Source organism: Azospirillum brasilense (assembly GCF_005222205.1).
GTDB classification, from domain to species: domain Bacteria; phylum Pseudomonadota; class Alphaproteobacteria; order Azospirillales; family Azospirillaceae; genus Azospirillum; species Azospirillum brasilense_G.
Map to the genome: position 1 here is coordinate 103,023 of NZ_CP032348.1, position 22,112 is coordinate 125,134.

A 22,112-nucleotide genomic window follows, 5' to 3' on the forward strand; every position below is an offset into this window, starting at 1 on the left:
CCAGTCAAGGACACCGCCATGCGCACCCTCCCGCCCCGCACCCTGGTTCCGTTCCTCGCCCTGACGGTGGCGCTCGCCGGCTGCGGGCGGCTGGCCGACGTGGGGCAGGCGCCGCGCCTGTCGGAGATCTCCAACCCCGCCATGGCGCCGGAGGCGCGCGTCATCTCCATGCCGATGCCGCGTCCCAACACCAACGAGCAGGTGCCGAGTTCGCTGTGGCGCACCGGGTCCCGCGACTTCTTCCGCGACCCGCGGGCCAAGCAGGTTGGCGATCTGCTGACCGTCATCATCAACATCGCCGATCAGGCGCAGTTGCAGAACCAGACGCAGCGCCAGCGCTCCAACGCCGAATCGGCGGGCGTGCCGAACTTCTTCGGGCTGGAGTCGCGGCTGCCGGCGGTGCTGCCCGACGCGGTGAACCCGTCCAGCCTCGTCGACATGGACAGCTCCTCCTCCTCCTCCGGCACCGGGACCATCCAGCGCAACGAGCGCATCGCCATGCGCGCCGCGGCGGTGGTGACCGAGGTGCTGCCCAACGGCAACTTCGTGATCGCCGGGCGGCAGGAGGTGCGGGTGAACTACGAACTGCGCGAGATGCGCATCGCCGGGGTCATCCGGCCCGAGGACATCACCAACGTGAACACCATCGACTACGACAAGATCGCCGAGGCGCGGATCACTTACGGCGGGCGCGGCCAGATCACCGACGTCCAGCAGCCGCGCTACGGCCAGCAGGTCTTCGACATCATCATGCCCTTCTGAGCGGCGGGGAGACGCGACCATGGCGGACCGTCCCGGACCCAGCCGATACTCGGTCTTCGTGCTCTGCGCCGCGCTGGCGGCGGCGGTGGGCTACGGCATCGGGCGCCTGCAGTTGACGCTCGGCGCCGAGAAGGCCGTGGAGCAGACGGCCGGCGCCGGGCCGGACCTGCCCACCGACGGCCCCGGCCCCTTCTATGTGGAGGTCGGGCAACTGATGGTGCCGGTGCTGGTGGAGGGCCGCACCAACGCCTTCATCCTGACCCAGATCACCCTGCAGACGGGCAGCGTCGAGCAGTCCAATCTGCTGCGCCGCCATCTGCCCCACGCGCGCAACGCCCTGCTCCAGGCCCTGTTCGGCATGGCGGGGGCGGGCGCCTTCGACGGCCCGTCGGTCGATCCCGCCGCCGTTGCCAAATCCCTGAAGCAGGCCGCCGCCGAACAGCTCGGCCCCGACCTCGTGCGCGGCGTGCTGATCGACCGGCTGATGCGCCAGGAAAACACCCGGCTGTAACACGCCCAATCCCGGTTCGCTCCTTCAGCCCCTCCCTCGCACCCAGCGGGGGAGGGGTTTTGCGTTGACGTGCGGCAAAACGTCCGGAACGACGAAAGTACCGGTACTTAGGGACTGAGTCGGTACCGGCACTTGACCTCGGTCAAGCCACTTATGATGCGAAAGGATGAAGCTCCGCGGCGATACCGTTCGATCAATCCATGGGATCGCCATGAACGCGCCGCCCGCCCGCACCGCCGATACCGCCGCCCCGACCCGCCGCTTCGAGGGGCTGGTCTTCTTCGCCCTCTCCATCCTGATCTGGCCGTTCCTGGCGATCGGGCTGGTCGGGGCCTACGGCTTCTCCGTCTGGATGTACCAGATCCTGTCCCACTCCGGCGGGATGTGAGGCGGCCATGCCCGAACTGCACATTTCCAGCCTCGTCATCCAGCACGCGCCTGACCGCACCGCCGCCCTGAAGGAGGTCGTCCGCGCGCTCGACGGCGCCGATTGGCACGCGTCGGAGAACGGCAAGGCCATCGTCACGCTGGAAACCGCGACGGAGGCCGAGGTCCTGGACCGCATCGCCGACATCAACGCCATGGCGGGCGTCCACACCACCACGCTGGTCTACCACCACTACGAGGACGCCGAGCGCTGCGCGGAGCCGATGCCCGCCGACACCGCCCTCGTCCCCCACGCCCATTGACGTCCGTCCAAGAAAAGACGACCCGCCCCAGGAGGCACCCCCCTATGTCCCTGACCCGCCGTGATTATCTGAAGGTCCAAGCCGCCGTGACCGCGGCGGCGGCGGCCGGTGTGAGCCTGCCGTCCGTCATCCAGCCCGCCGAGGCCGGCACCCTGACGGCCGGCGCCGACGCCAAGCTCACTTGGTCGAAGGCCCCCTGCCGCTTCTGCGGCACCGGCTGCGGCGTCATGGTCGGCGTGAAGGAGGGGCGCATCGTCGCCACCCACGGCGACGTGAAGGCCGAGGTCAACCGCGGCCTGAACTGCGTGAAGGGCTATTTCCTGTCCAAGATCATGTACGGCGAGGACCGGCTGACCCAGCCGCTGCTGCGCATGAAGGACGGCCAGTTCCACAAGGAAGGCGAATTCACCCCGATCAGCTGGGACCAGGCCTTCGACATCATGGCCACCAAGTGGAAGGAGACCCTGAAGAAGAAGGGTCCGACCGCGGTGGGCATGTTCGGCTCCGGCCAGTGGACGATCATGGAAGGCTACGCCGCCTCCAAGTTCATGAAGGCGGGCCTGCGCTCCAACAACCTGGACCCCAACGCCCGCCACTGCATGGCGTCGGCGGTGGTCGGCTTCATGCGCACCTTCGGCATGGACGAGCCGATGGGCTGCTACGACGACATGGAGCAGGCCGACGCCTTCGTGCTGTGGGGCTCCAACATGGCGGAGATGCACCCCATCCTGTGGACCCGCGTCACCGACCGCCGGCTGACCCATGAGGGCTGCAAGGTCGCCGTCCTGTCCACCTACGAGCACCGCAGCTTCGACCTCGCCGACATCGGTCTGGTCTTCACGCCGCAGTCCGATCTGGCGATCCTCAACTACATCGCCAACCACATCATCAAGACGGGCCGGGTGAACCAGGAGTTCATCGCCAAGCACGTCAACTTCAAGCGCGGCCGCGACGACATCGGCTACGGCCTGCGGCCCGAGCATCCGCTGGAGCAGAAGGCGAAGAACGTCGCCAAGGCCAACGAGTCCGACCCGATCTCCTTCGAGGAGTTCGCCAAGTTCGTCGAGCCCTACACGCTGGAGAAGGCGCACGAACTGTCGGGCGTGCCGAAGAACCGGCTGGAGGCGCTGGCCGAGCTGTACGCCGACCCGAAGGTGAAGGTCATGTCCTTCTGGACCATGGGCTTCAACCAGCACACCCGCGGCGTCTGGGCCAACAACCTCGTCTACAACATCCATCTGCTGACCGGGAAGATCAGCCAGCCGGGCTGCGGCCCCTTCTCGCTGACCGGCCAGCCGTCGGCCTGCGGCACGGCGCGCGAGGTCGGCACCTTCGCTCACCGGCTGCCCGCCGACATGGTGGTCACCAACCCGGAACACCGGCACCACGCCGAGGAAATCTGGAAGCTGCCGGACGGCACGATCCCTGACAAGGTCGGCTACCACGCCGTTCAGCAGGACCGCATGCTGAAGGACGGCAAGCTCAACGCCTACTGGGTCCAGTGCAACAACAACATGCAGACGGCGCCGAACACGGCGAACGAGACCTACCAGGGCTACCGGAACCCGGAAAACTTCATCGTCGTGTCGGACGCCTACCCGACGGTGACGGCGCTCGCCGCCGACCTGATCCTGCCGACCGCCATGTGGGTGGAGAAGGAAGGCGGCTACGGCAACGCCGAACGCCGCACCCAGGTCTGGCACCAGCTTGTCGGCGCGCCCGGCGAGGCGCGCTCCGACCTCTGGCAGATCATCGAGTTCTCCAAGCGCTTCAAGATCGAGGAGGTGTGGCCGGAGGAGCTGATCGCCAAGAAGCCGGAGGTCCGCGGCAAGACCCTGTACGACGTGCTGTACTGCAACGGTCAGGTCAACGCCTTCCCGCTGACCGATTGCGACCCGGCCTATGAGAACCGCGAGTCGCAGGCCTTCGGCTTCTACGTCCAGAAGGGCCTGTTCGAGGAGTACGCCGCCTTCGGGCGCGGCCACGGCCACGACCTCGCCCCCTACGACATGTACCACCAGGAGCGTGGCCTGCGCTGGCCGGTGGTGAACGGCAAGGAGACCAAGTGGCGCTACCGCGAGGGCTTCGACCCCTACGTCCCGGCGGGCGAGGGCGTGCGCTTCTACGGCAACAAGGACGGCAAGGCGAACATCTTCGCGCTGCCCTATGAGCCGGCGGCGGAATCGCCGGACAAGGACTACCCGTTCTGGCTCTGCACCGGTCGTGTGGTCGAGCATTGGCACTCCGGCTCCATGACTCTGCGCGTCCCGGAGCTGCGCAAGGCCTTCCCCAACGCCGTCGTCTTCATCCATCCCGACGACGCCAAGGACCTGAACCTGCGGCGCGGGCAGGAGGTGCGCATCGCTTCCCGCCGCGGCGAGGTGCGGGTGCGGGTCGAGACGCGGGGCCGCAACAAGCCGCCGCGGGGCCTCGTCTTCGTGCCCTTCTTCGACCACACGGTGCTCATCAACAAGGTGACGCTGGACGCCACCGACCCGCTGAGCAAGCAGACCGACTTCAAGAAATGCGCGGTCAAGATCATTCCCGTCGCGTGAGGAGCCCGTCCATGAAGACCCGCATCACCTTTGCCGCCCTCGCGCTGGCCGCGGCCATGCCGCTCCTGGTGTCCGGCGTGTTCGCCGCGGACGGGGCCGCCCCCGCGAAGGTTCCCTCCGGCCCGCACCCGATCACCCAGGAGATCCCCGCCGACCCGATGGCGAAGGAGATCACCGACGATCACAAGCGGGCGCGGAACTACGCCGACCAGCCGCCGCTGATCCCGCACGCGATCCGCGACTACCAGATCGACCTGAACATCAACAAGTGCATGACCTGCCATGACCGCAAGAACACCGAGGGCTCGCAGGCCCCGATGATCTCGGTCACCCACTTCCAGGACCGCGACGGCCAGACGCTGGGCGCGGTCAGCCCGCGGCGCTACTTCTGCACCCAGTGCCACGTGCCGCAGACCGACGCCCAGCCGATCACCGGCAACCGCTTCCGCGACATCGACAGCATCCTGGCGGGCGGAAAGGAAGGCGCCAAATGAAGGGCCTTCTGAGCTTCGCCGGACGTTTCTGGCGCGTCTTCTCGCGGCCCAGCGTGCATTTCAGCCTGGGCTTCCTGACCCTGGGCGGCTTCCTGGCCGGCGTGATGTTCTGGGGCGGCTTCAACACCGCCCTGGAGGTCACCAATAAGGAGGCCTTCTGCATCTCCTGCCACGAGATGAAGAACAACCCCTACGAGGAGCTGAAGCAGACCATCCACTTCACCAACCGCTCCGGCGTGCGCGCCACCTGCCCGGACTGCCACGTCCCGCACGACTGGACGCACAAGATCGGCCGCAAGATGCAGGCGTCGAAGGAGGTCTGGGGCAAGATCTTCGGCACCATCGACACCCGCGAGAAGTTCCTCGACAAGCGGCTGGAACTGGCCACCCACGAATGGGACCGGCTGAAATCCAACAACTCCCTGGAATGCCGCAACTGCCACAGCGCGGAATCCATGGACATCACCCGCCAGAACCCGCGGGCGGCCAAGATGCACGAGACCTACCTGTTCACCGGCGAGCGGACCTGCATCGACTGCCACAAGGGCATCGCCCACCGGCTTCCCGACATGAAGGGCGTCGAGCCCGGCTGGACCGGAACCGTATCGGCGAAGTGAACCATCCGAGGATCGGGTCTTTTCATCGGCCTCTCCGCCCCAAGGCGGGGAGGCCGAAGTCGTTTCGGGGATTATCCATTCCGATAATCTATTAAGGAGCGCTGCTCGACTTGTGACGCAATTTTCATGCTTTGATGTACTGTCGAAGTTGTTTTTCATGATTGGTTATGTCTTATAAGAAGAAAAACTGCGGCCGTTGCGGAGGGGAGGGTCCTCATGACGTTGTGGGGATAACTCTAAGGTCTTGTTTTTACGAGAATTGTGATGCGACATGTTGCCGCATAAGATGTTTTACAAGGATTAAATGCAGTCACCGATTTTGGGAAATGCACGGGGTGTTTCTTAATCGCATGCTTTGCAGCATAGGTGACATCTCAAAAACAAACAGGATTACACGTTTTTAATTTTAAGATGATTTGCAAATCATTTGAAAAACTAGAAGTTGATATGACATTCGCACAAAGGTAGGAGGAAAGTAGAAGAAATTTCTTTCGAACGGGGTATTCGATGTCCGAGCTGACTGGCACTTCGGGAAGCGACACGCTGACGGGCGGTAACGGCGACGACACGCTGGACGGTTACGGCGGCTACGACGTCCTGACCGGCGGTGCGGGCAACGATACCTTCCGCTTCTCCAGCCTGAGCGACATCAGCAACGACTGGATCACCGATTTCGCCCCAGGCGACCGCATCGACCTGTCGGCGTTGAACGCGACCTTCATCGGCGATGGGTTCTTCACCGGCTCCCCGCAGAACAAGGGGCCGGCGCAGATTCGCACGCGCACCGACTTCACCGGTCCGGTTTTGGAGATCGACAGCGACGGCGACGGCCTCCCCAATCGTTCCATCTACGTCACCGGCTCCGTCGTCCTTCGGCAGGTCGATGGCTTGCCCGGCGTGCTGGAGGCCACGCCTGGCCAGTCGCTCACGGGCACCGCCGCGGCGGACACGTTGGAAGGCGCTGGCGGTCCGGACACCATCAGCGGCGGCGACGGCAACGACCTGCTGCGCGGTTTCGCCGGCAAGGACAGCCTGAGCGGCGGTGACGGCGACGACACGCTGGACGGCGGCACCGGAAACGACACGCTGACGGGTGGCCTGGGAAACGACACCTTCGTGATCTCCAAGCCCGCCACCATGGGCTACAACGAGGTGCGGATCACCGACCTCGCGCCGGGGGAACGCATCGATCTGTCGGCCTGGAACGCCACCTTCATCGGCGAGGGGGCCTTCACCGGGACGAACGCCGCCCATGGTCCGGCGCAGGTGCGCGTGCGCACCGACATGGCCAACACCACGCTGGAGATCGACAGCAACGGTGACGGCTTCAACGATTACTCCATCTACATCGCCGGTTCGCCCGGCTTGCAGGCGGTGGCCGGTTCCCCCGGCCTGTTCGAGCGGGTCCCGGACCAGTCGCTCACCGGCACCGCGGAGGGCGAGACGCTGGAGGGCGGCACCGGACGCGACACCATCGACGGTGGGGCCGGCAACGACCTGCTGCGTGGCAATGACGGCAACGACAGTCTGATGGGCGGTCTGGGCGAGGACACGCTGGACGGTGGCTCCGGCAGCGACACGCTGACCGGCGGGGCGGGCAACGACGTCTTCCTCATCACTCCAGTCCCCATCGGCGGAAGCTATCAGTACACCCGCATCACCGACCTCACGCACGACGACCGCATCGATCTGCGGCCCCTGGGCGCCGCCTTCATCGGCACCGGTCCCTTTACCGGAACCTCCGCGAACAAAGGGCCGGCGCAGGTCCGCCTGAACACAACCTCCGGAAACGCTCTTGAGGTGGACAGCAACGGCGACGGCTATGCCGACCGGACCATCACCATCGATGGCTCGCCCCTGCTGCGGGAAGTGGCGTCCACCCCAGGCCTGTTGGAGCGGGTGCCGGACATGCTCATCACCGGCACGGACATGGACGACGTGCTGGAAGGCGACGGCGGCGCCGACACCATCAACGGCGGGGCCGGCAACGACCGGCTGCGCGGCCTGGGCGGCAACGACGTCCTGAATGGCGGAGCGGGCGACGACACGCTGGACGGCGGGAGCGGGTCCGACACGCTGACCGGCGGCCTGGGCAACGACACCTTCCTCTTCTCCGGAACGTCCGATTACGGCTACGTCAACATCACCGACTTTGCGCAGGGCGACCGCCTCGACCTGAGAGCGCTCGGTGCCACCTTCATCGGCGAAGCCGCCTTCACCGGCACCTACCCGAACAAGGGGCCGGCGCAGATCCGCCTGAGCACCGATCCCTACAGCACGGTCCTGCTCATCGACAGCGACGGTGATGGCAACATCGACCGCAGAATCACGCTGAACGGCGGACCGGCGTTGCGGGAGGTGGCCAATTCGCCCGGCCTGTTCGAGCAGGTGCCGGGCCAGGCGCTCCTCGGCACGGCGGCGGGCGAGACGCTGACCGGCGACGCCGGGCGCGACACTATCGACGGCGGGGCCGGCAACGACCGGCTGCGCGGCCTTGGCGGCAACGACAGCCTCATGGGCGGCGACGGTGACGACACGCTGGAGGGCGGCGCCGGGACCGACACCCTGAAGGGCGGGCTTGGCAACGACACCTTCGTCTTCACCAGCCTGGGTGACGCCAACGGTGACGTCATCGAAGATTTCGCGGTTGGCGACCGGCTCGACCTGACGGCGCTGGGGGCCACCTTCATCGGGGATGCGGCCTTCAGCGGCACCCCGCAGAACAAAGGACCGGCGCAGATCCGCGTCCGCATGTACAGCGGGCAGACGTCGCTGGAGATCGACGAAGACGGCAACGGCTCCACCGACCGCATCGTCTACCTGACCGGCGCCCCTCCCCTCCAACAGGTGGATGGCTTGCCCGGCGTGTTCGAGCGGGCGGCGGACCAGACGCTCACCGGAACGGATGCCGGAGAGACCCTAAGCGGCGGGGCCGGGCGCGACACCATCAGCGGCGGGGCCGGCAACGATCTGCTGCGCGGCTTGTCCGGCAACGACAGTCTGGTGGGCGGTGAGGGCGACGACACGCTGGAAGGCGGCGCCGGGGCCGATGTGTTGACCGGTGGCCTGGGCAACGACACCTTCCGCTTCGCCATCACCGACATTGACGGCGACATCATCACCGACTTCGTTCCCGGCGACCGGTTGGAAATCACCGGATTGACCGCCGCTTTCATCGGCGAATCCGCCTTTACCGGCAGCTATGGAAGCAACGGGCCGGCGCAGATCCGCGTCCGCTACGAAGGCAGCGCGACGCTTCTGGAGATCGACACCAACGGCGACGGCCAGTCCGATCGTATCCTGTCCTTGTCCGGAGGGCCGGCGTTGCAGCCGGTGGCCGGGTCGCCGGGCGTCTTCGAGCATGTTCCCCAGCAGGTTCTGGAAGGAACGGATGCCAGCGAGACGCTGACCGGCGGCATCGGACGCGACACCATCAACGGCGGCAACGGCGACGACCTTCTGCTCGGCATGGCCGGCAACGACAGCCTGTCCGGCGGGTTCGGCAACGACACGCTGGACGGCGGGGCCGGCGGCGACAGCCTGACCGGTGGGGCCGGTAACGACGTCTTCCGCTTCTCCAGCCTGACCGACGCCGCCGGCGACATCATCACCGACTTCGCGAGCGGTGACCGCATCGACCTGACCGGTCTGGGTGCGAACTTCATCGGTGACGCCGCCTTCACCGGCACCAACGGCAACAAGGGCCCGGCGCAGGTGCGGTTCCGCCAGGACTTGACCGTCACCGTCCTGGAAATCGATAGCAACGGTGACGGGTTCTACGACCGCACCATCACGCTGAACGGCCTGCACGGGCTGCAGGCGGTGGATGGTTCGCCCGGCGTCCTTGAGCGGGCACCCGACCGTTCCCTGACCGGAACGGCGAACGCTGACACGCTGAGCGGTGGCGCCGGGCGCGACACCATCGCCGGCGGTGCCGGCAACGACCTCCTGCTCGGCTTGGCTGGCAACGACAGCCTGAGCGGCGACGAGGGCGACGACACGCTGGACGGCGGCACCGGAAACGACACGTTGACCGGAGGGGCGGGCAACGACACCTTCCGCTTCGTGGCGGAAGAGAATTCCAACAGCTTCACAATCTTCAGTTCCGACCTCATCACCGACTTCTCGGTCGGTGACCGCCTCGACCTGACCGGTCTGAACGCCACCTACCTCGGCACAGGCTTCTTTACCGGAAACATCGTCAACCGGGGGCCGGCCCAGGTCATCCTGATCCAGAGCAGCCAGACCACCATGCTGGCGATCGACTCCAACGGCGACGGCCAAGCCGACCGGTACATCCATCTGCCCACCGGGGTGGTGCTGGAGCAGCTGGCGGATGCGCCCGGCATCCTGGTGCGTGTGCCCGACCGGACGCTGAGCGGCACGGCGGGCGACGACGAGCTGAATGGCGGGGCGGGCCGCGACACCCTGTCCGGCGGCGCCGGCAACGACACGCTGCGCGGTTTCGCCGGCAACGACAGCCTGTCCGGCGGGGCGGGCGACGACCTGCTGGAGGACGGGGTCGGCTTCGACACACTGAGCGGTGGTGGCGGCAACGACACCTTCCGCATCAAAGCCATGACCGTTGGCGGAACCAACAGCGCCTATTCCATCTACTCGGACACCACCATCACCGATTTCGCCCAGGGCGACCGCATCGACCTGACGGCCTTGAACGCGACCTATGTCGGCGAAGACGGCCCCTGGGGGAGCAGCGGCGTCAAGGTGCGCCTGCGCACCGATCTCAACGGCAGCACGGTGCTGGAGATCGACAGCAACGGCGACGGCCTGTCCGACCGCACCGTCACCCTGACCGGCATCCATGTCCTGGAGGAGCTTGAGAACGCGCCGGGCATCCTGGTGCGCGTGCCCGACCGGACGCTCACCGGCACGGCGGGCGACGACGAGGTGAACGGCGGCGCCGGGCTCGACACCATCAGCGGCGGGGCGGGCAAGGATCTGCTGCGCGGCATGGGCGGTGCCGACAGCCTGAACGGCGGCGACGGCGACGACACGCTGGACGGCGGCACCGGGCGCGACATCCTGACCGGCGGGGCGGGCAACGACGTCTTCCGGTTCGACGGAATCGGCGACGTCGGCAACGACGTCATCACCGACTTCGGTCCGGGCGACCAGATCGACTTGTCCGAGATGGGCGTCCAGTTCATCGGCGACCGGGCCTTTTCCGGCAGCTATCCCAACTATGGCCCGGCGCAGGTGCGCTATCGGACCGACGTCGGCAGCACGGTGCTGGAGTTCGACAGTAACGGAGACGGCGTCGCCGACCACTGGATCACCCTGACCGGCGCCCACGCGCTGGAGGAGCTTGCGAACACGCCGGGCGTGCTGGTGCGGGTCGCCGACCGCTCCCTCGTCGGGACCGAGGCGGCGGACACGCTGACCGGCGGTCCGGGCTTCGACAGCCTGTGGGGCGGTGGCGGCAACGACCTGTTGAACGGGCTGGGCAGCGGCGACGTGCTGGACGGCGGGGCCGGCGACGACACGCTGGTGGGCGGCGACGGGGCCGATCTGCTGATCGGCGGCGAAGGCAACGACACCTTCCGCTTCACCGAGGCCAGCCAGCTTGCCGGCGACCGCATCGCCGACTTCTCCGCCGGCGACCGCATCGACCTGTCCGCCCTGAACGTCACCTACATCGGCGAACAGCCCTTCACCGGGACCTTCCAGCAGAAGGGAGCGCCGCAGGTCCGCCTGAGCATGTCGGGCGACGACACGCAGCTCGACTTCGACCTGACCGGCGACGGCATCACCGACGGCCGTATTGTCCTGTCGGGCGCGCACGCCCTGATCGTCGATCCGAACACGCCGGGCGTGCTGATCCGGGCGCCGGAGACGGTCCGGACCGGGACCGGCGGCAACGACACGCTGGAAGGCGGTGCGGGCAGCGACACGTTGTCCGGCGGGGCCGGCGACGACACGCTGTCCGGCCTCGGCGGCGCCGACAGCCTGGACGGCGGGACCGGAAGCGACCTGCTCCTCGGCGGGGCGGGGGCGGACCTGCTGCGCGGTGGTGCGGGCGACGACACGCTGGACGGCGGGGCCGGGTCCGACCAGCTCTTCGGCGGGGACGGCAACGACACCTTCCGCTTCACCAGCGGCAACGACCTTTACGGCGACCGCATCGCCGATTTCACGGATGGCGACCGCATTGACCTGTCGGCGCTGAACCCGCTCTACATCGGTTCCGCGGAGTTCACCCTGTATCCCAACGGCGGCGGTCCGGTCCAGGTGCGCTCGGTCATCTCCGGCGGCGTGACCCGTGTCGAGGTCTCCTACAGTGGCTTCGGGTGGATCAACACCTACTTCACGATCGTCGGCGAGCATGATCTCAAGGTCGATCCGAACGCGCCGGGCGTGCTCGTCCGCGTTCCGACCCAGACGCTGACCGGCACCGACGGGAACGACAGCCTGACGGGCGGTCCGAGCCGCGACACGCTGTCGGGCGGTGCGGGCAACGACACGCTGGCGGGCCTGGGCAGCAACGATCTGCTCCAGGGTGGCACCGGCGACGACGTGCTGATCGGCGGCGATGGCGCCGACACGCTGGAAGGCGGCACCGGCGGCGACGTGCTGACCGGCGGCGACGGCGCCGACATACTGGAAGGCGGCACGGGCAACGACCGCTTCGTCGTCGGCTCCGCGTCGGAGATGAACTACGACCGCATCCTCGACTTCGGCCCCGGCGACCAACTCGACCTGTCGGCGCTGAACGCGCGTTTCCTCGGCGAGGGCGCGTTCACCGGCAGCGTGTCCAATCCGGGCGGCGCCGAACTGCGCGTCTATTACAGCGCGGACACCACGACGGTCGTTCTCGACTCCAACGGCGACGGCGTGGCCGACGTCGGCATGTGGCTCAACGGCGTGGTGCCTCTGGTCGAGATGGCGGGGACGCCGGGCGTCCTCATCACCGAATACGGCAAGGCCCTGACCGGCACGCCCGGCAACGACAGCCTGACCGGCGCCTCCGGTCCGGACACGCTGATTGGCGATGACGGCAACGACACGCTGAGCGGTGACTATGGCAACGACCTGATCATCGGTGGGGCCGGCAACGACACCCTCATCGGCGGCGACGGCATCGACACGCTGGAGGGCGGCGACGGCAACGACACGCTGAACGGTGGCCCGGGCGGCGACCTGATGACCGGCGGAGCCGGGCGGGACAGTTTCCGCTTCAACCGGGCCGGCCACATCGACGGCGACCGCATCACCGATTTCGGACCCAACGACCGCATCGACCTGCGCGACGTGAACGTCACCTTCATCGGCACCGCAGCCTTCACCGGCAGCGTCGCACAGCCCGGCCCGGCCCAGGTCAACGCCGTCATCGTCGGCAGCGGCCCGTTGGCCGAAACCCGGCTGGTCTTCGACATGAACGGCGACGGCATCGGCGAGCGGATGATCATCCTGTCCGGCACGCACACGCTGATCGCGACGCCCAGTGACCCCGCCATCCTGGTCCGCGTGGACGATCTCGTCCTCAGCGGGACGGATGCGGGCGAGACGCTGGAAGGCGGCGCCGGGCGCGACAGCCTGTCCGGCGCGGGCGGCAACGACAGCCTGACCGGCGGCGTCGGCAACGACACGCTGTCCGGCGGCGACGGCGACGACACGCTGGTCGGCGGTGCGGGCACCGATCGTCTGACGGGCGGTGCCGGCAACGACACCTTCGTTTTCACCGCGGACGACATCGCGGGCGACCGCATCACCGACTTCGCGGACGGCGACCGCATCGACCTGTCGGCGTTGAACGCTGCCTTCATCGGCACCTCCGCCTTCAGCGGCACGGGGAGCGCGCAGATCCGCCTGTCGGCGGTGGGCGAGCCGGGCTTCCGGAACACGCTGCTCGACATCGATCTGAACGGCGACGGCCAGACCGACCGCAGCATCGAGATCACCGGGGAGCATGTCCTCCACGTGGATCCGCAGGCGCCGGGCGTCCTGGTCCGCGCCGCCAGCCAGCGCTTCGAGGGCACGGATGCCGCCGACACGCTGACCGGCGGGGCCGGTGACGACACGCTGGAGGGCGCCGTCGGCAACGACAGCCTGACGGGTGGGGCCGGTCGCGACCGGCTGGACGGCGGCGACGGCGACGACACGCTGCTGGGCGGCGACGGGGCCGACACGCTGACTGGCGGTGCCGGCAACGACACCTTCCGCGTGCTGACCGTGGGCGACGCCGCGGGTGACCGGATCACCGACTTCGCGGACGGCGACCGTCTCGACCTGTCGGCGCTCAACGCCACCTTCATCGGCGGCAACGCCTTCACCGGCTCGTCCGTCAATCTCGGCCCGGCTCAGATCCGCGTCGCGGTGACCGGTGCGGAAGGCCAGCAGCGCACCCGCGTGGAGATCGACGGCGACGGCGACGGCATCGCGGACTCCGTGATCGAACTGGCCGGCGCCCATGCCCTGCGGGAGGACGGCACGGGCATCCTGGCCCGCGTCTCCAACAGGACCCTGACGGGCACGGCCGCCGCCGAGACGCTGTCCGGCGGCGACGGCGCCGACAGCCTGTCCGGCCTGGGCGGCGACGACCGGCTGGAAGGGCTTGGCGGCGACGACCGGCTGGACGGTGGCGACGGCAACGACACGCTGGATGGTGGCGAGGGCAGCGACACGTTGACCGGCGGTGCCGGCAGCGACAGCCTGACCGGCGGTGCCGGCGGCGACACGCTGTCCGGCGGCGACGGCGACGACACGCTGGTTGGGTCGGAAGGCCGCGACGAGCTGACCGGCGGCGCCGGCAACGACACCTTCGTCTTCGCCCGAGCCACCGACATCGACGGCGATCTGATCACCGACTTCGCCACCGGCGACCGCATCGACATTTCCGGCCTGTCAGCCAGCTTCCTCGGCACCACACCGCTCTCCCAGCGCTTCGGTTCCGGCGTGGCGGTGAACTACGTCCAATCCGGCACGGGCGCCTTCGCGACCACCGATCTCCAGTTCGACATCGACGGCGACGGCGTGGCGGACCGCGTCATCCATCTGGCCGGCACCCACGCGCTGGCCGCCGATCCGTCGAACAGCGGCGTCCTGGTCCGCGTGACCGCCATCTCCGCCACCGGCGGTGACGGCGCGGACACGCTGACCGGCGGCGCGGCGTCCGACACGCTGACCGGCGGGGCCGGCGACGATCGTCTCGACGGCCTCGGCGGTGCGGATTTCCTCTATGGCGGCGCCGGCGACGACACGCTGGCCGGCGGGGCCGGCGAGGACGTGCTGAGCGGCGGCGAGGGCAACGACACCTTCCGCTACGCCAGCGTGGCGGAGGCGAACGGCGACCGCATCACCGACTTCGCGGCGGGTGACCGCATCGACCTGTCGGGTATTCCCTTCACCTTCGTCGGCAGCGGTCCCTTCACCGGCACCGTGGCCCAGTCGGGCGGCGCCCAGGTCGGCTTCCGCTTCGTCACCTCCGGCGGCGCCACCACCCAGCTGCTGTTCGACGCGAACGGCGACGGCGTGGCCGACGCCACCCTGACGCTGGCGGGCTTCCACGAACTGCAGGAGGCCGAGGGCAGCGCCGGCGTCCTCGTGCGGGCCAACGGCCTCGACCTGACCGGCACCGCCAACGCCGACACGCTGAGCGGCGGCGACACGCCGGACCGGCTGATGGGCCAGGCCGGCGACGACCGGCTGTCCGGCAACGGCGGCAACGACAGCCTGTCCGGCGGTCTGGGCAACGACAGCCTGGACGGCGGTCTGGGCAACGACCTGCTGTCCGGCGACGCCGGCGACGACACGCTGAACGGCGGGGCCGGCGACGACACGCTGAACGGCGGCGACGGCAACGACCTGTTCCTGGCCAGCGGCGGCACCGACGACATCAACGGCGGCGCCGGACTCGACGCGGTGGTCTTCACCGACGCGAAGGCGAACTACGACATCGTCAACAACGGCGGGACGATCACCGTCACCCACGCCCGCGGCACCAAGGCGGACGGCGTCGCCCGCATCACCGCGGTGGAGGAGCTGCGCTTCACCGACCAGACGGTCGATCTGACGCCGGCCTCCGCCGTCGGGGCGCGGCTGATCAGCGGCCTGGGCGGCACCGCCGGCTTCGGCGAGAACGAGCTGGACCGCAGCAACGACGGGTCGAGCGCCTTCATCGACATCCGGTCGGTCTTCGCCGACGGCATCAACGTCTTCGGCAAGGTCTACACCGGCTTCTACATCAACACGAACGGCAGCATCTCCTTCGACGCGCCGCTGGCCGCCGGTCCGTCGGCCGGCGCGCTGTCGGCGACGGCCCCGGCGATGATCGCGCCCTTCCTGTCCGACGTGGACACGCGGGGCGGCACCGGCGCGGCGACTCCGGGGGGCACCTCGCAGGGCACCAACCGGGTCTATTACGACCTCGACCCGGTCACCGGGACCATCGTCATCACCTGGGACGACGTGGCGGCCAACGGCGGCGCGGACGGCGCGCGCAACGCCTTCCAGCTCGTCCTGACCAACGCCGCCGGCGGCACCGGGCGCCAGACCGGGGACTTCGACGCGGAGTTCCGCTACGAGTCCGTCAACTGGGCGCAGACCGGCGGGAACGCGGTCGCGCGGGCCGGCTACACCGCCGGCAACGGCGACACGGCTGGCCTGTTCATCCTGCCGCAGTCGGGCAGCGAGGCGGGGATGCTCGCCCTCGACACCACGGCGGGCAACACGGGCGTGAACGGCCTGTGGCGCTTCGAGATGACCGGCGGCACGGCGTCGAACGTCCTGCCGGCGGTCGTCGCCATCGAGCCGGGCCAGCTGTCGAAGGCGGAAGGCAACAGCGGAACCACCCGCTTCACCTTCACGGTCACCCGCTCCGGCGACACGACCAGCGCGGTGTCGGTCGGCTACACGGTGGCCGGCACGGGCAGCAACCCGGTCGGCGCCGGCGATCTGGCGGGCGGCTTCCTGCCCTATGACGGCACGGTCACCTTCGCGGCGGGCGAGACCAGCAAGACCATCTCGGTGGATGTGCTGGGCGACACCGTGGCGGAGGCGAACGAGACCTTCGCGGTGACGCTGGCCAACCCGGCGGACGGCTCCAACATCAAGCTGGGCAACCGCCAGGCGACCGGCACCGTCCTCAACGACGACAACCAGGCGCCGCCGCTGCCGCCGGGCTTCCGTCCGGGCGCCAACTGGGGCGACCCGCATCTGGTGACCTTCGACGGCTTCTATTACAGCTTCCAGGCGGTCGGCGAGTTCACCTACGTCAACGCGAAGTCGGGTGACGAGCGGATCGTGCAGCTCCGCACCGCGGCGCTGGGCGACGCGGTGTCGATCAACACGGCGGTGGCGACGAAGATCGGCGCGGCGCGGGTGTCCATCAACGCGAAGGACTCCGCCCACCCGCTGCGCATCGACGGGGTGGCGACGGACATTCCGGACGCCACCGGGTCGCTCGCCGTCGGCGACGGGCACATCTTCCGCTCCGGCAACGTCTACACCATCGTCTATTCGAACCAGGAGCAGCTCATCGTCACGGTCGAGGCCGACCGCGTCGACCTTCAGCTCTACCTGTCGCCGAGCCGTGCGGCGGGGTCGATCGAGGGCCTGATGGGCAACCTCGACGGCGACGCCTCCAACGATCTGGCGCTGGCCGACGGCACGGTGCTGTCGCAGCCCATCGACTATGCGGTGCTGTACGGCAGCTACGCCGACGGCTGGCGGGTGACGCAGCAGACCTCGCTGTTCGACTATGGCCAGGGCGAGACGACGGCGACCTACACCGACCGCAGCTTCCCGCGGCAGGTGCTGTCGGTGGACGCCCTGCCCGAGGCGCTGCGCCAGCGGGCGGAGGCCCTGCTGGACGCCGCCGGCATCACCGATCCGGCGTTGCGGCAGGCGGCCCTGCTCGACGTGGCGCTGACCGGCGACGCCAGCTTCCTGAAGGGGGCCACGCAGACCAACGCCCCGACGCAGCAGTCCAACACGTCGAACGCGCCGCCCGCCGCCCCGGTCATCACCATCGCGGCCCGCACCGCCACGGTGACGGAGCGCAACAGCGGCAGCACGAACGTCGTCTTCGACGTCTACCGCACGGGCGACTCCAGCGCCGATCTCGTGCTCGACTTCGCCGTGACGGGCTTCGGCACCTGGGCGGCGGACGCCGCGGACTTCGGTGGTCAGCTCCCCAGCGGGACGGTGACCCTGGCCGCCGGGCAGACCTCCGCGACGATCACCGTCGCGGTGGCCGGCGACGCGGTGGCGGAGACCGACGAGACCTTCGCCGTCACCCTGTCGCAACAGGCCGGAGCCGCCACCCAGGCGGTGATCGCGGCGCCGCGGGCGACCGTGACGATCGAGAACGACGACGGCGCGCTCACTCCCCGCCTGGACATCGCGGCGGCCTCGGCCATCGTGCAGGAGGGGGCGAACGCCAAGGCGACCTTCACCATCACCCGCAGCGACAACGCCCTCGACCCGGTCAGCGTCACCTACACGGTGGCGGGCAGCGGGCCGAACGCGGCGTCCGCGGCGGATTTCCTGGGCAACGCCTTCCCGACCGGCACCATTAGCCTCGCGGCCGGCGAGACGACGAAGACCGTCGAGATCGCCATCGCGACGGATGCGCTGAACGAGGCGGACGAGACCTTCACGGTCACGCTCTCCAACCCGAACGGCGCCACCCTCGGCACCGCGGTGGCGACGGGGGTCATCAAGAACACGGCACCGCCGCCGTCCGATCCGTCCGGCCTGTACATCTCGAGTGCTAGCAGCGGCATCGTTGCAGAAGGAAACGACGGCACGACGGAGCTGTCCTTCGTGATCGCCCGCTCGGGCGACTTCCTCAGCGCCCCGGTCACCGTGTCTTACACGGTTACGGGCAGCGGCGCCGCTCCGGCCAATGCCGCGGACTTCGTCGGGAATGTCCTGCCGCGGGGCACGATCACCCTCATGCCGGGGCAACCGATCGCGGGGGTCTCCGTCTACATCCAGGGCGACCGGGATGTGGAGTCCGACGAGACCTTCACGGTCACGCTGTACGACGCCATCGGCGCCGTGATTGGCGTGGGTGCGGCAACCGGCACCATCCGCAACGACGACGTGGCGACCGGCAACAACGCGGGTGGCGGTTCCAAGCCCGTGGGCGACGAGACGGTGAATGGCGTCGTGGTCCAGACCCGGACGGGCAGCGCCCCGACCGGCGTCAATGTCGCCTTCGTCGAGACCGGCCTCGCCCAGGCGGTGCCGGAGGGCAACCGGGACGGGGTGACCGTCGCGCTGATGCAGGACTCGGGCAACGCCCCGCTCCTTCAGGCCAACGTGGCGGCGGGCGGGCGCCTTACCGCCTATGGCCCGCAGTCCACGGTGGAGAGCGGCCAGATGGCCGGCGTCTTCGCCGGCATGCTCGCCGCCCTGTTGCCGGACAGCCGCACCACGGCGATCCGGAGCGAGCTGGCGACCTTCGCCGCCAGCGCCACCGGGGCGATGACGCTGCGCACGCTGACCCCGACGGGCCCGGGGCCGGTCACCATCACCGGCACCGCCACCGCCGGTGCGCCGCGCGAAGCGCTCATCATCAACATGGGCGGCAACCCCGGCGGTTCGGTCGTCCTCAACCAGGTGGACTTCGCGGTGCTGGTCGGCCAGGGCACCTTCACCGGCGGGGAGGGCAACAGCCTGACCATCGGTGACGACAGCGCCCAGGTGATCAACCTCGGCCCGGGCGACGACATCACCCGCGGCGGCGGCGGCAACGACGTGGTGGCCAGCACCACCGGGCGCGACCTGCTGGCCGGCGACGCGGGCAACGATACCCTCCACGGCGGCGACGACGACGACACGCTTCTGGGCGGTGACGACGACGATGTGGTCGGCGGCGGCAATGGCAACGACCTGCTCAGCGGCGACGCCGGCAACGACTGGCTGATGGGCGAGGACGGCAACGACACCGCCATCGGCGGTGACGGCAACGACGTTGTGTTCGGTATGAACGGCAACGACCTGCTGACCGGCGACGCGGGCAACGACACCATCGTGGGCGGGGACGGCAACGACTCCATCCTCGGCGGCACGGGCAACGACCTGATCGGCGGCGGTGCGGGCAACGACCTGATCGACGGTGGCGACGGCAACGACGCCCTGGTCGGCGAGGACGGCAACGACACGCTGTTCGGCGGGGCCGGTGACGACGTGCTCTGGGGCTTCGGCGGTGACGACTGGCTGATCGGCGGTGCGGGGAAGGACATCTTCGCCTTCACGCTCGGCGGCGGGAACGACTATGTGTTCGAGTTCAACCCGGACGAGGACATCCTTGGCTTCGCGATCGCCGGCATCAGCATCGCGGACATCAAGGCGAGCGCCCAGACCGTCGGCAAGAACACCGTCTTCACCCTGTCCGACAAGAGCACCATCACCGTGGTCGGCCTGACCGGCGTCACCGACTCCTGGTTCTCGTAAAACGGCCGCGGGCCGGCGGGGAGCAATCATCCCCCGCCGGCCCGCGCGTCGCTTCCACCGTTGAGGCCATCAGGACGCGGACAGGATGTCCGTGCCCTTCACGACGGCGCCGCCCTTCAGGACGAACTGCGTCTCGCCGTTGACGCTGCGCACCTCTTTCACCGTGTCGGTCGTCACGGTGGCGGTGGTCAGCGACGTGCCGGCCTTGTCCTTCGCCGTCACGCGCACGAGGTAGGTGCCGTCCGCGGCGGTCGTGCCGTCGCTGCGCTTGCCGTCCCAGGTGAAGGTCTGACGACCCGTCTTCGGGCTGCCCGGTGCGCTGTAGATCACCTGCCCGGCGTCGTTCACCACTTCGATCTTCACCGACGCGGCGGCCCCGTCGATGGCGTAGGCCATCTCCGCCTTGCCCTCCGACAGGCTGATGCGGTCCGAGGCAGCCTCCACCTTGCGGCCCAGATAGGCCATGTCCAGCCGCATGCCGCTGTTCTTCAGCGTGTCCAGAACCTGCCCCAGCGTCTCGTTCGTCCGCACGCCCTGCTCCACGGTGGAGAGCTGGGCGAGCTGCGTCATGAACTGGGTGGCGTCCATGGGCGAGAGCGGGTCCTGGTTGCGCAGCTGCGCGGTCAGCAGCTTCAGGAACGCCTCGTAATCCACCGTCTGCTTCTTCGCGGCGGCGGAGGGGGGTGTGGTGGCCGTGTTGGTGGCCGCGGTCGTGGTCATGGCGGGTCCTTGCGGCTAGACGGAGATGTCGACGAGGCCGTCGATGGGGCGGGCGGCGCGTTCGAGAGGCAGGGCGGCGGCGGAGTCGGCGGCTCGGAAGGCCCGGCCGGGGCCGTCCTGGCGCCCTCCCGCCCCGTCGCCCTGGCCGGAGAAGGCGAAGCCGCGCGGCTCGCCGTCGCCGCGCAGCGAGAAGTTCAGGGTGCCGCCGTCCAGCTCGAACCCGGCGTCGGACAGGGCGCGCTCCAGGTGATGGATGTCCCGGCGCAGCAGGGCCAGCGTCTCCGGGCTTTCGGCCTGGACATGCAGGGCGACGCGGGCGCCGCTCAGTTCGGCGACGACGCGGACGGGGCCAAGCTCCTCCGGCTTCAGGTCGATGTGGAACTCGCCGCCGCCCGCCTCGACGACGCGCACCAGCTGGCCGGCCACCTGAGCGGCGGGCAGCCGCGCCGCGGCGTTCTCACCGGGATGCGCCGCGTAGTGGGCCGCCGCGTGGGCCGCCGGCGGGGTGAGGGCGGAGGGCAGCGGCGCCGTGCCGACGGGGTCCGCCGGGGAGGACGGCGCCGACAAGGCTTCCGGTCCGGCCGGATTGCCGCGGCCTTGTCCCTGTCCCTGTCCCTGGCCCGGATTCTGGCCGGTGCCGCCGTTGGACGCGGCGTTGCCGCCCGCCTGGGCCATCGCCTGCTGAAGCTGCGCGGAGGGAGCCTGCGTCGCGTCGCCTTTGGCCGGCGTCGCGGAGTCCTTGGCTTGGAACAGCGGGGCCGAGTCCGGTTTGGCGCCGGAAGCCGGCAGAGGAACGGACGGGGTGGCGGGTGCCGCGGAGTCGGTCGCGGCCTGCGGCGTCGTCCCGTCCGGTCTGGCGTCCGGGATCGCCGCGGCGGTGGGCGCCATGGGCAGCGACGGGGCCGGCGGCGGCGGGCTGGATTGGGCCGGAACCGGCGGCTGAGGCGCCGCACCGGTTTCCGCCGGGGGCGCCGGGACGGGTGGCGCTGTGGGCAGGCCAGCGGTCGACGGCACCGGCTCCGGCAAGCTCCCGGCCGCCGCGAGGCCCGGCGCCGTTGTCGGCGGTGGAGGGGTCAGCAGCGGCAGGAGCGCCGCCAGGGCGGCCTCGGCGCCGGCCGGCGCGCCACCGGTCTGGGCGGAGGAGTCCGCTTGGTCACCGCCCGCATCGGCGCCGCCTTGCCCCGCCGCGTCGTCCAGCAGGTCGGCGAAGGGTGTGCCGGACGCCTCGTGCTCGCCCGGTCCTCCGGGAGACGGGGCCGCCGTCGCCTCCGTGGAACGGGCGGGGCGGGGCGGCGGGGCGGCGATGACGTCGGGAAGGCTGGGCATGATGTCTCTTGGTGAGA

General features: G+C 69.3%; 10 protein-coding genes. 8 read left to right on the plus strand and 2 right to left on the minus strand.

The window, feature by feature from the left end; genetic code table 11:
- Positions 1-18: 18 nt before the first annotated feature.
- From flgH to D3869_RS34165, 8 genes are all read left to right on the plus strand, one after another.
- The gene (gene flgH, locus D3869_RS26355) at positions 19-762 is read left to right on the plus strand and encodes a flagellar basal body L-ring protein FlgH (RefSeq protein ID WP_035682963.1); all 744 of its coding nucleotides are present in this window, start codon (positions 19-21) and stop codon (positions 760-762) included.
- Positions 763-781: 19 nt separating this feature from the next.
- A complete protein-coding gene (locus tag D3869_RS26360) occupies positions 782-1,273 on the plus strand; it encodes a hypothetical protein (RefSeq protein WP_137142722.1) in 492 nt (163 codons plus the stop codon).
- Positions 1,274-1,484: 211 nt separating this feature from the next.
- Positions 1,485-1,661, plus strand: coding sequence for a periplasmic nitrate reductase, NapE protein (locus D3869_RS26365; protein ID WP_094305783.1), 177 nt, complete (start codon positions 1,485-1,487; stop codon positions 1,659-1,661).
- A 7-nt stretch (positions 1,662-1,668) separates the two neighbouring features.
- Entirely contained in the window at positions 1,669-1,962 is a 294-nt protein-coding gene (locus D3869_RS26370) for a chaperone NapD (RefSeq protein ID WP_040138283.1), read from the plus strand.
- 44 nt (positions 1,963-2,006) lie between these two features.
- Positions 2,007-4,517 (plus strand): nitrate reductase catalytic subunit NapA, encoded by a 2,511-nt coding sequence (gene napA / locus D3869_RS26375; protein WP_137142723.1) that lies wholly within the window; start codon positions 2,007-2,009, stop codon positions 4,515-4,517.
- Positions 4,518-4,528: 11 nt separating this feature from the next.
- Complete coding sequence (locus D3869_RS26380; protein WP_035682930.1) at positions 4,529-5,011, plus strand: nitrate reductase cytochrome c-type subunit; 483 nt, start codon at positions 4,529-4,531, stop codon at positions 5,009-5,011.
- Positions 5,008-5,628, plus strand: a complete 621-nt coding sequence (locus tag D3869_RS26385) for a NapC/NirT family cytochrome c (protein WP_014200142.1) — start codon at positions 5,008-5,010, stop codon at positions 5,626-5,628. Before D3869_RS26380 ends, D3869_RS26385 begins: the two co-directional genes overlap by 4 nt.
- A 507-nt stretch (positions 5,629-6,135) precedes the next feature.
- The gene (locus D3869_RS34165; protein WP_247896045.1) at positions 6,136-20,049 is read left to right on the plus strand and encodes a Calx-beta domain-containing protein; all 13,914 of its coding nucleotides are present in this window, start codon (positions 6,136-6,138) and stop codon (positions 20,047-20,049) included.
- A 69-nt stretch (positions 20,050-20,118) separates the two neighbouring features.
- On the opposite strand, the gene D3869_RS26430 is transcribed toward D3869_RS34165, so the two are convergent.
- On the minus strand, positions 20,119-20,769 hold the full coding sequence (locus tag D3869_RS26430; RefSeq protein ID WP_035682919.1) for a flagellar hook assembly protein FlgD: 651 nt from the start codon (positions 20,767-20,769) through the stop codon (positions 20,119-20,121).
- 15 nt (positions 20,770-20,784) lie between these two features.
- Entirely contained in the window at positions 20,785-22,095 is a 1,311-nt protein-coding gene (locus D3869_RS34550) for a flagellar hook-length control protein FliK (RefSeq protein WP_137142724.1), read from the minus strand.
- Positions 22,096-22,112 lie beyond the last annotated feature (17 nt).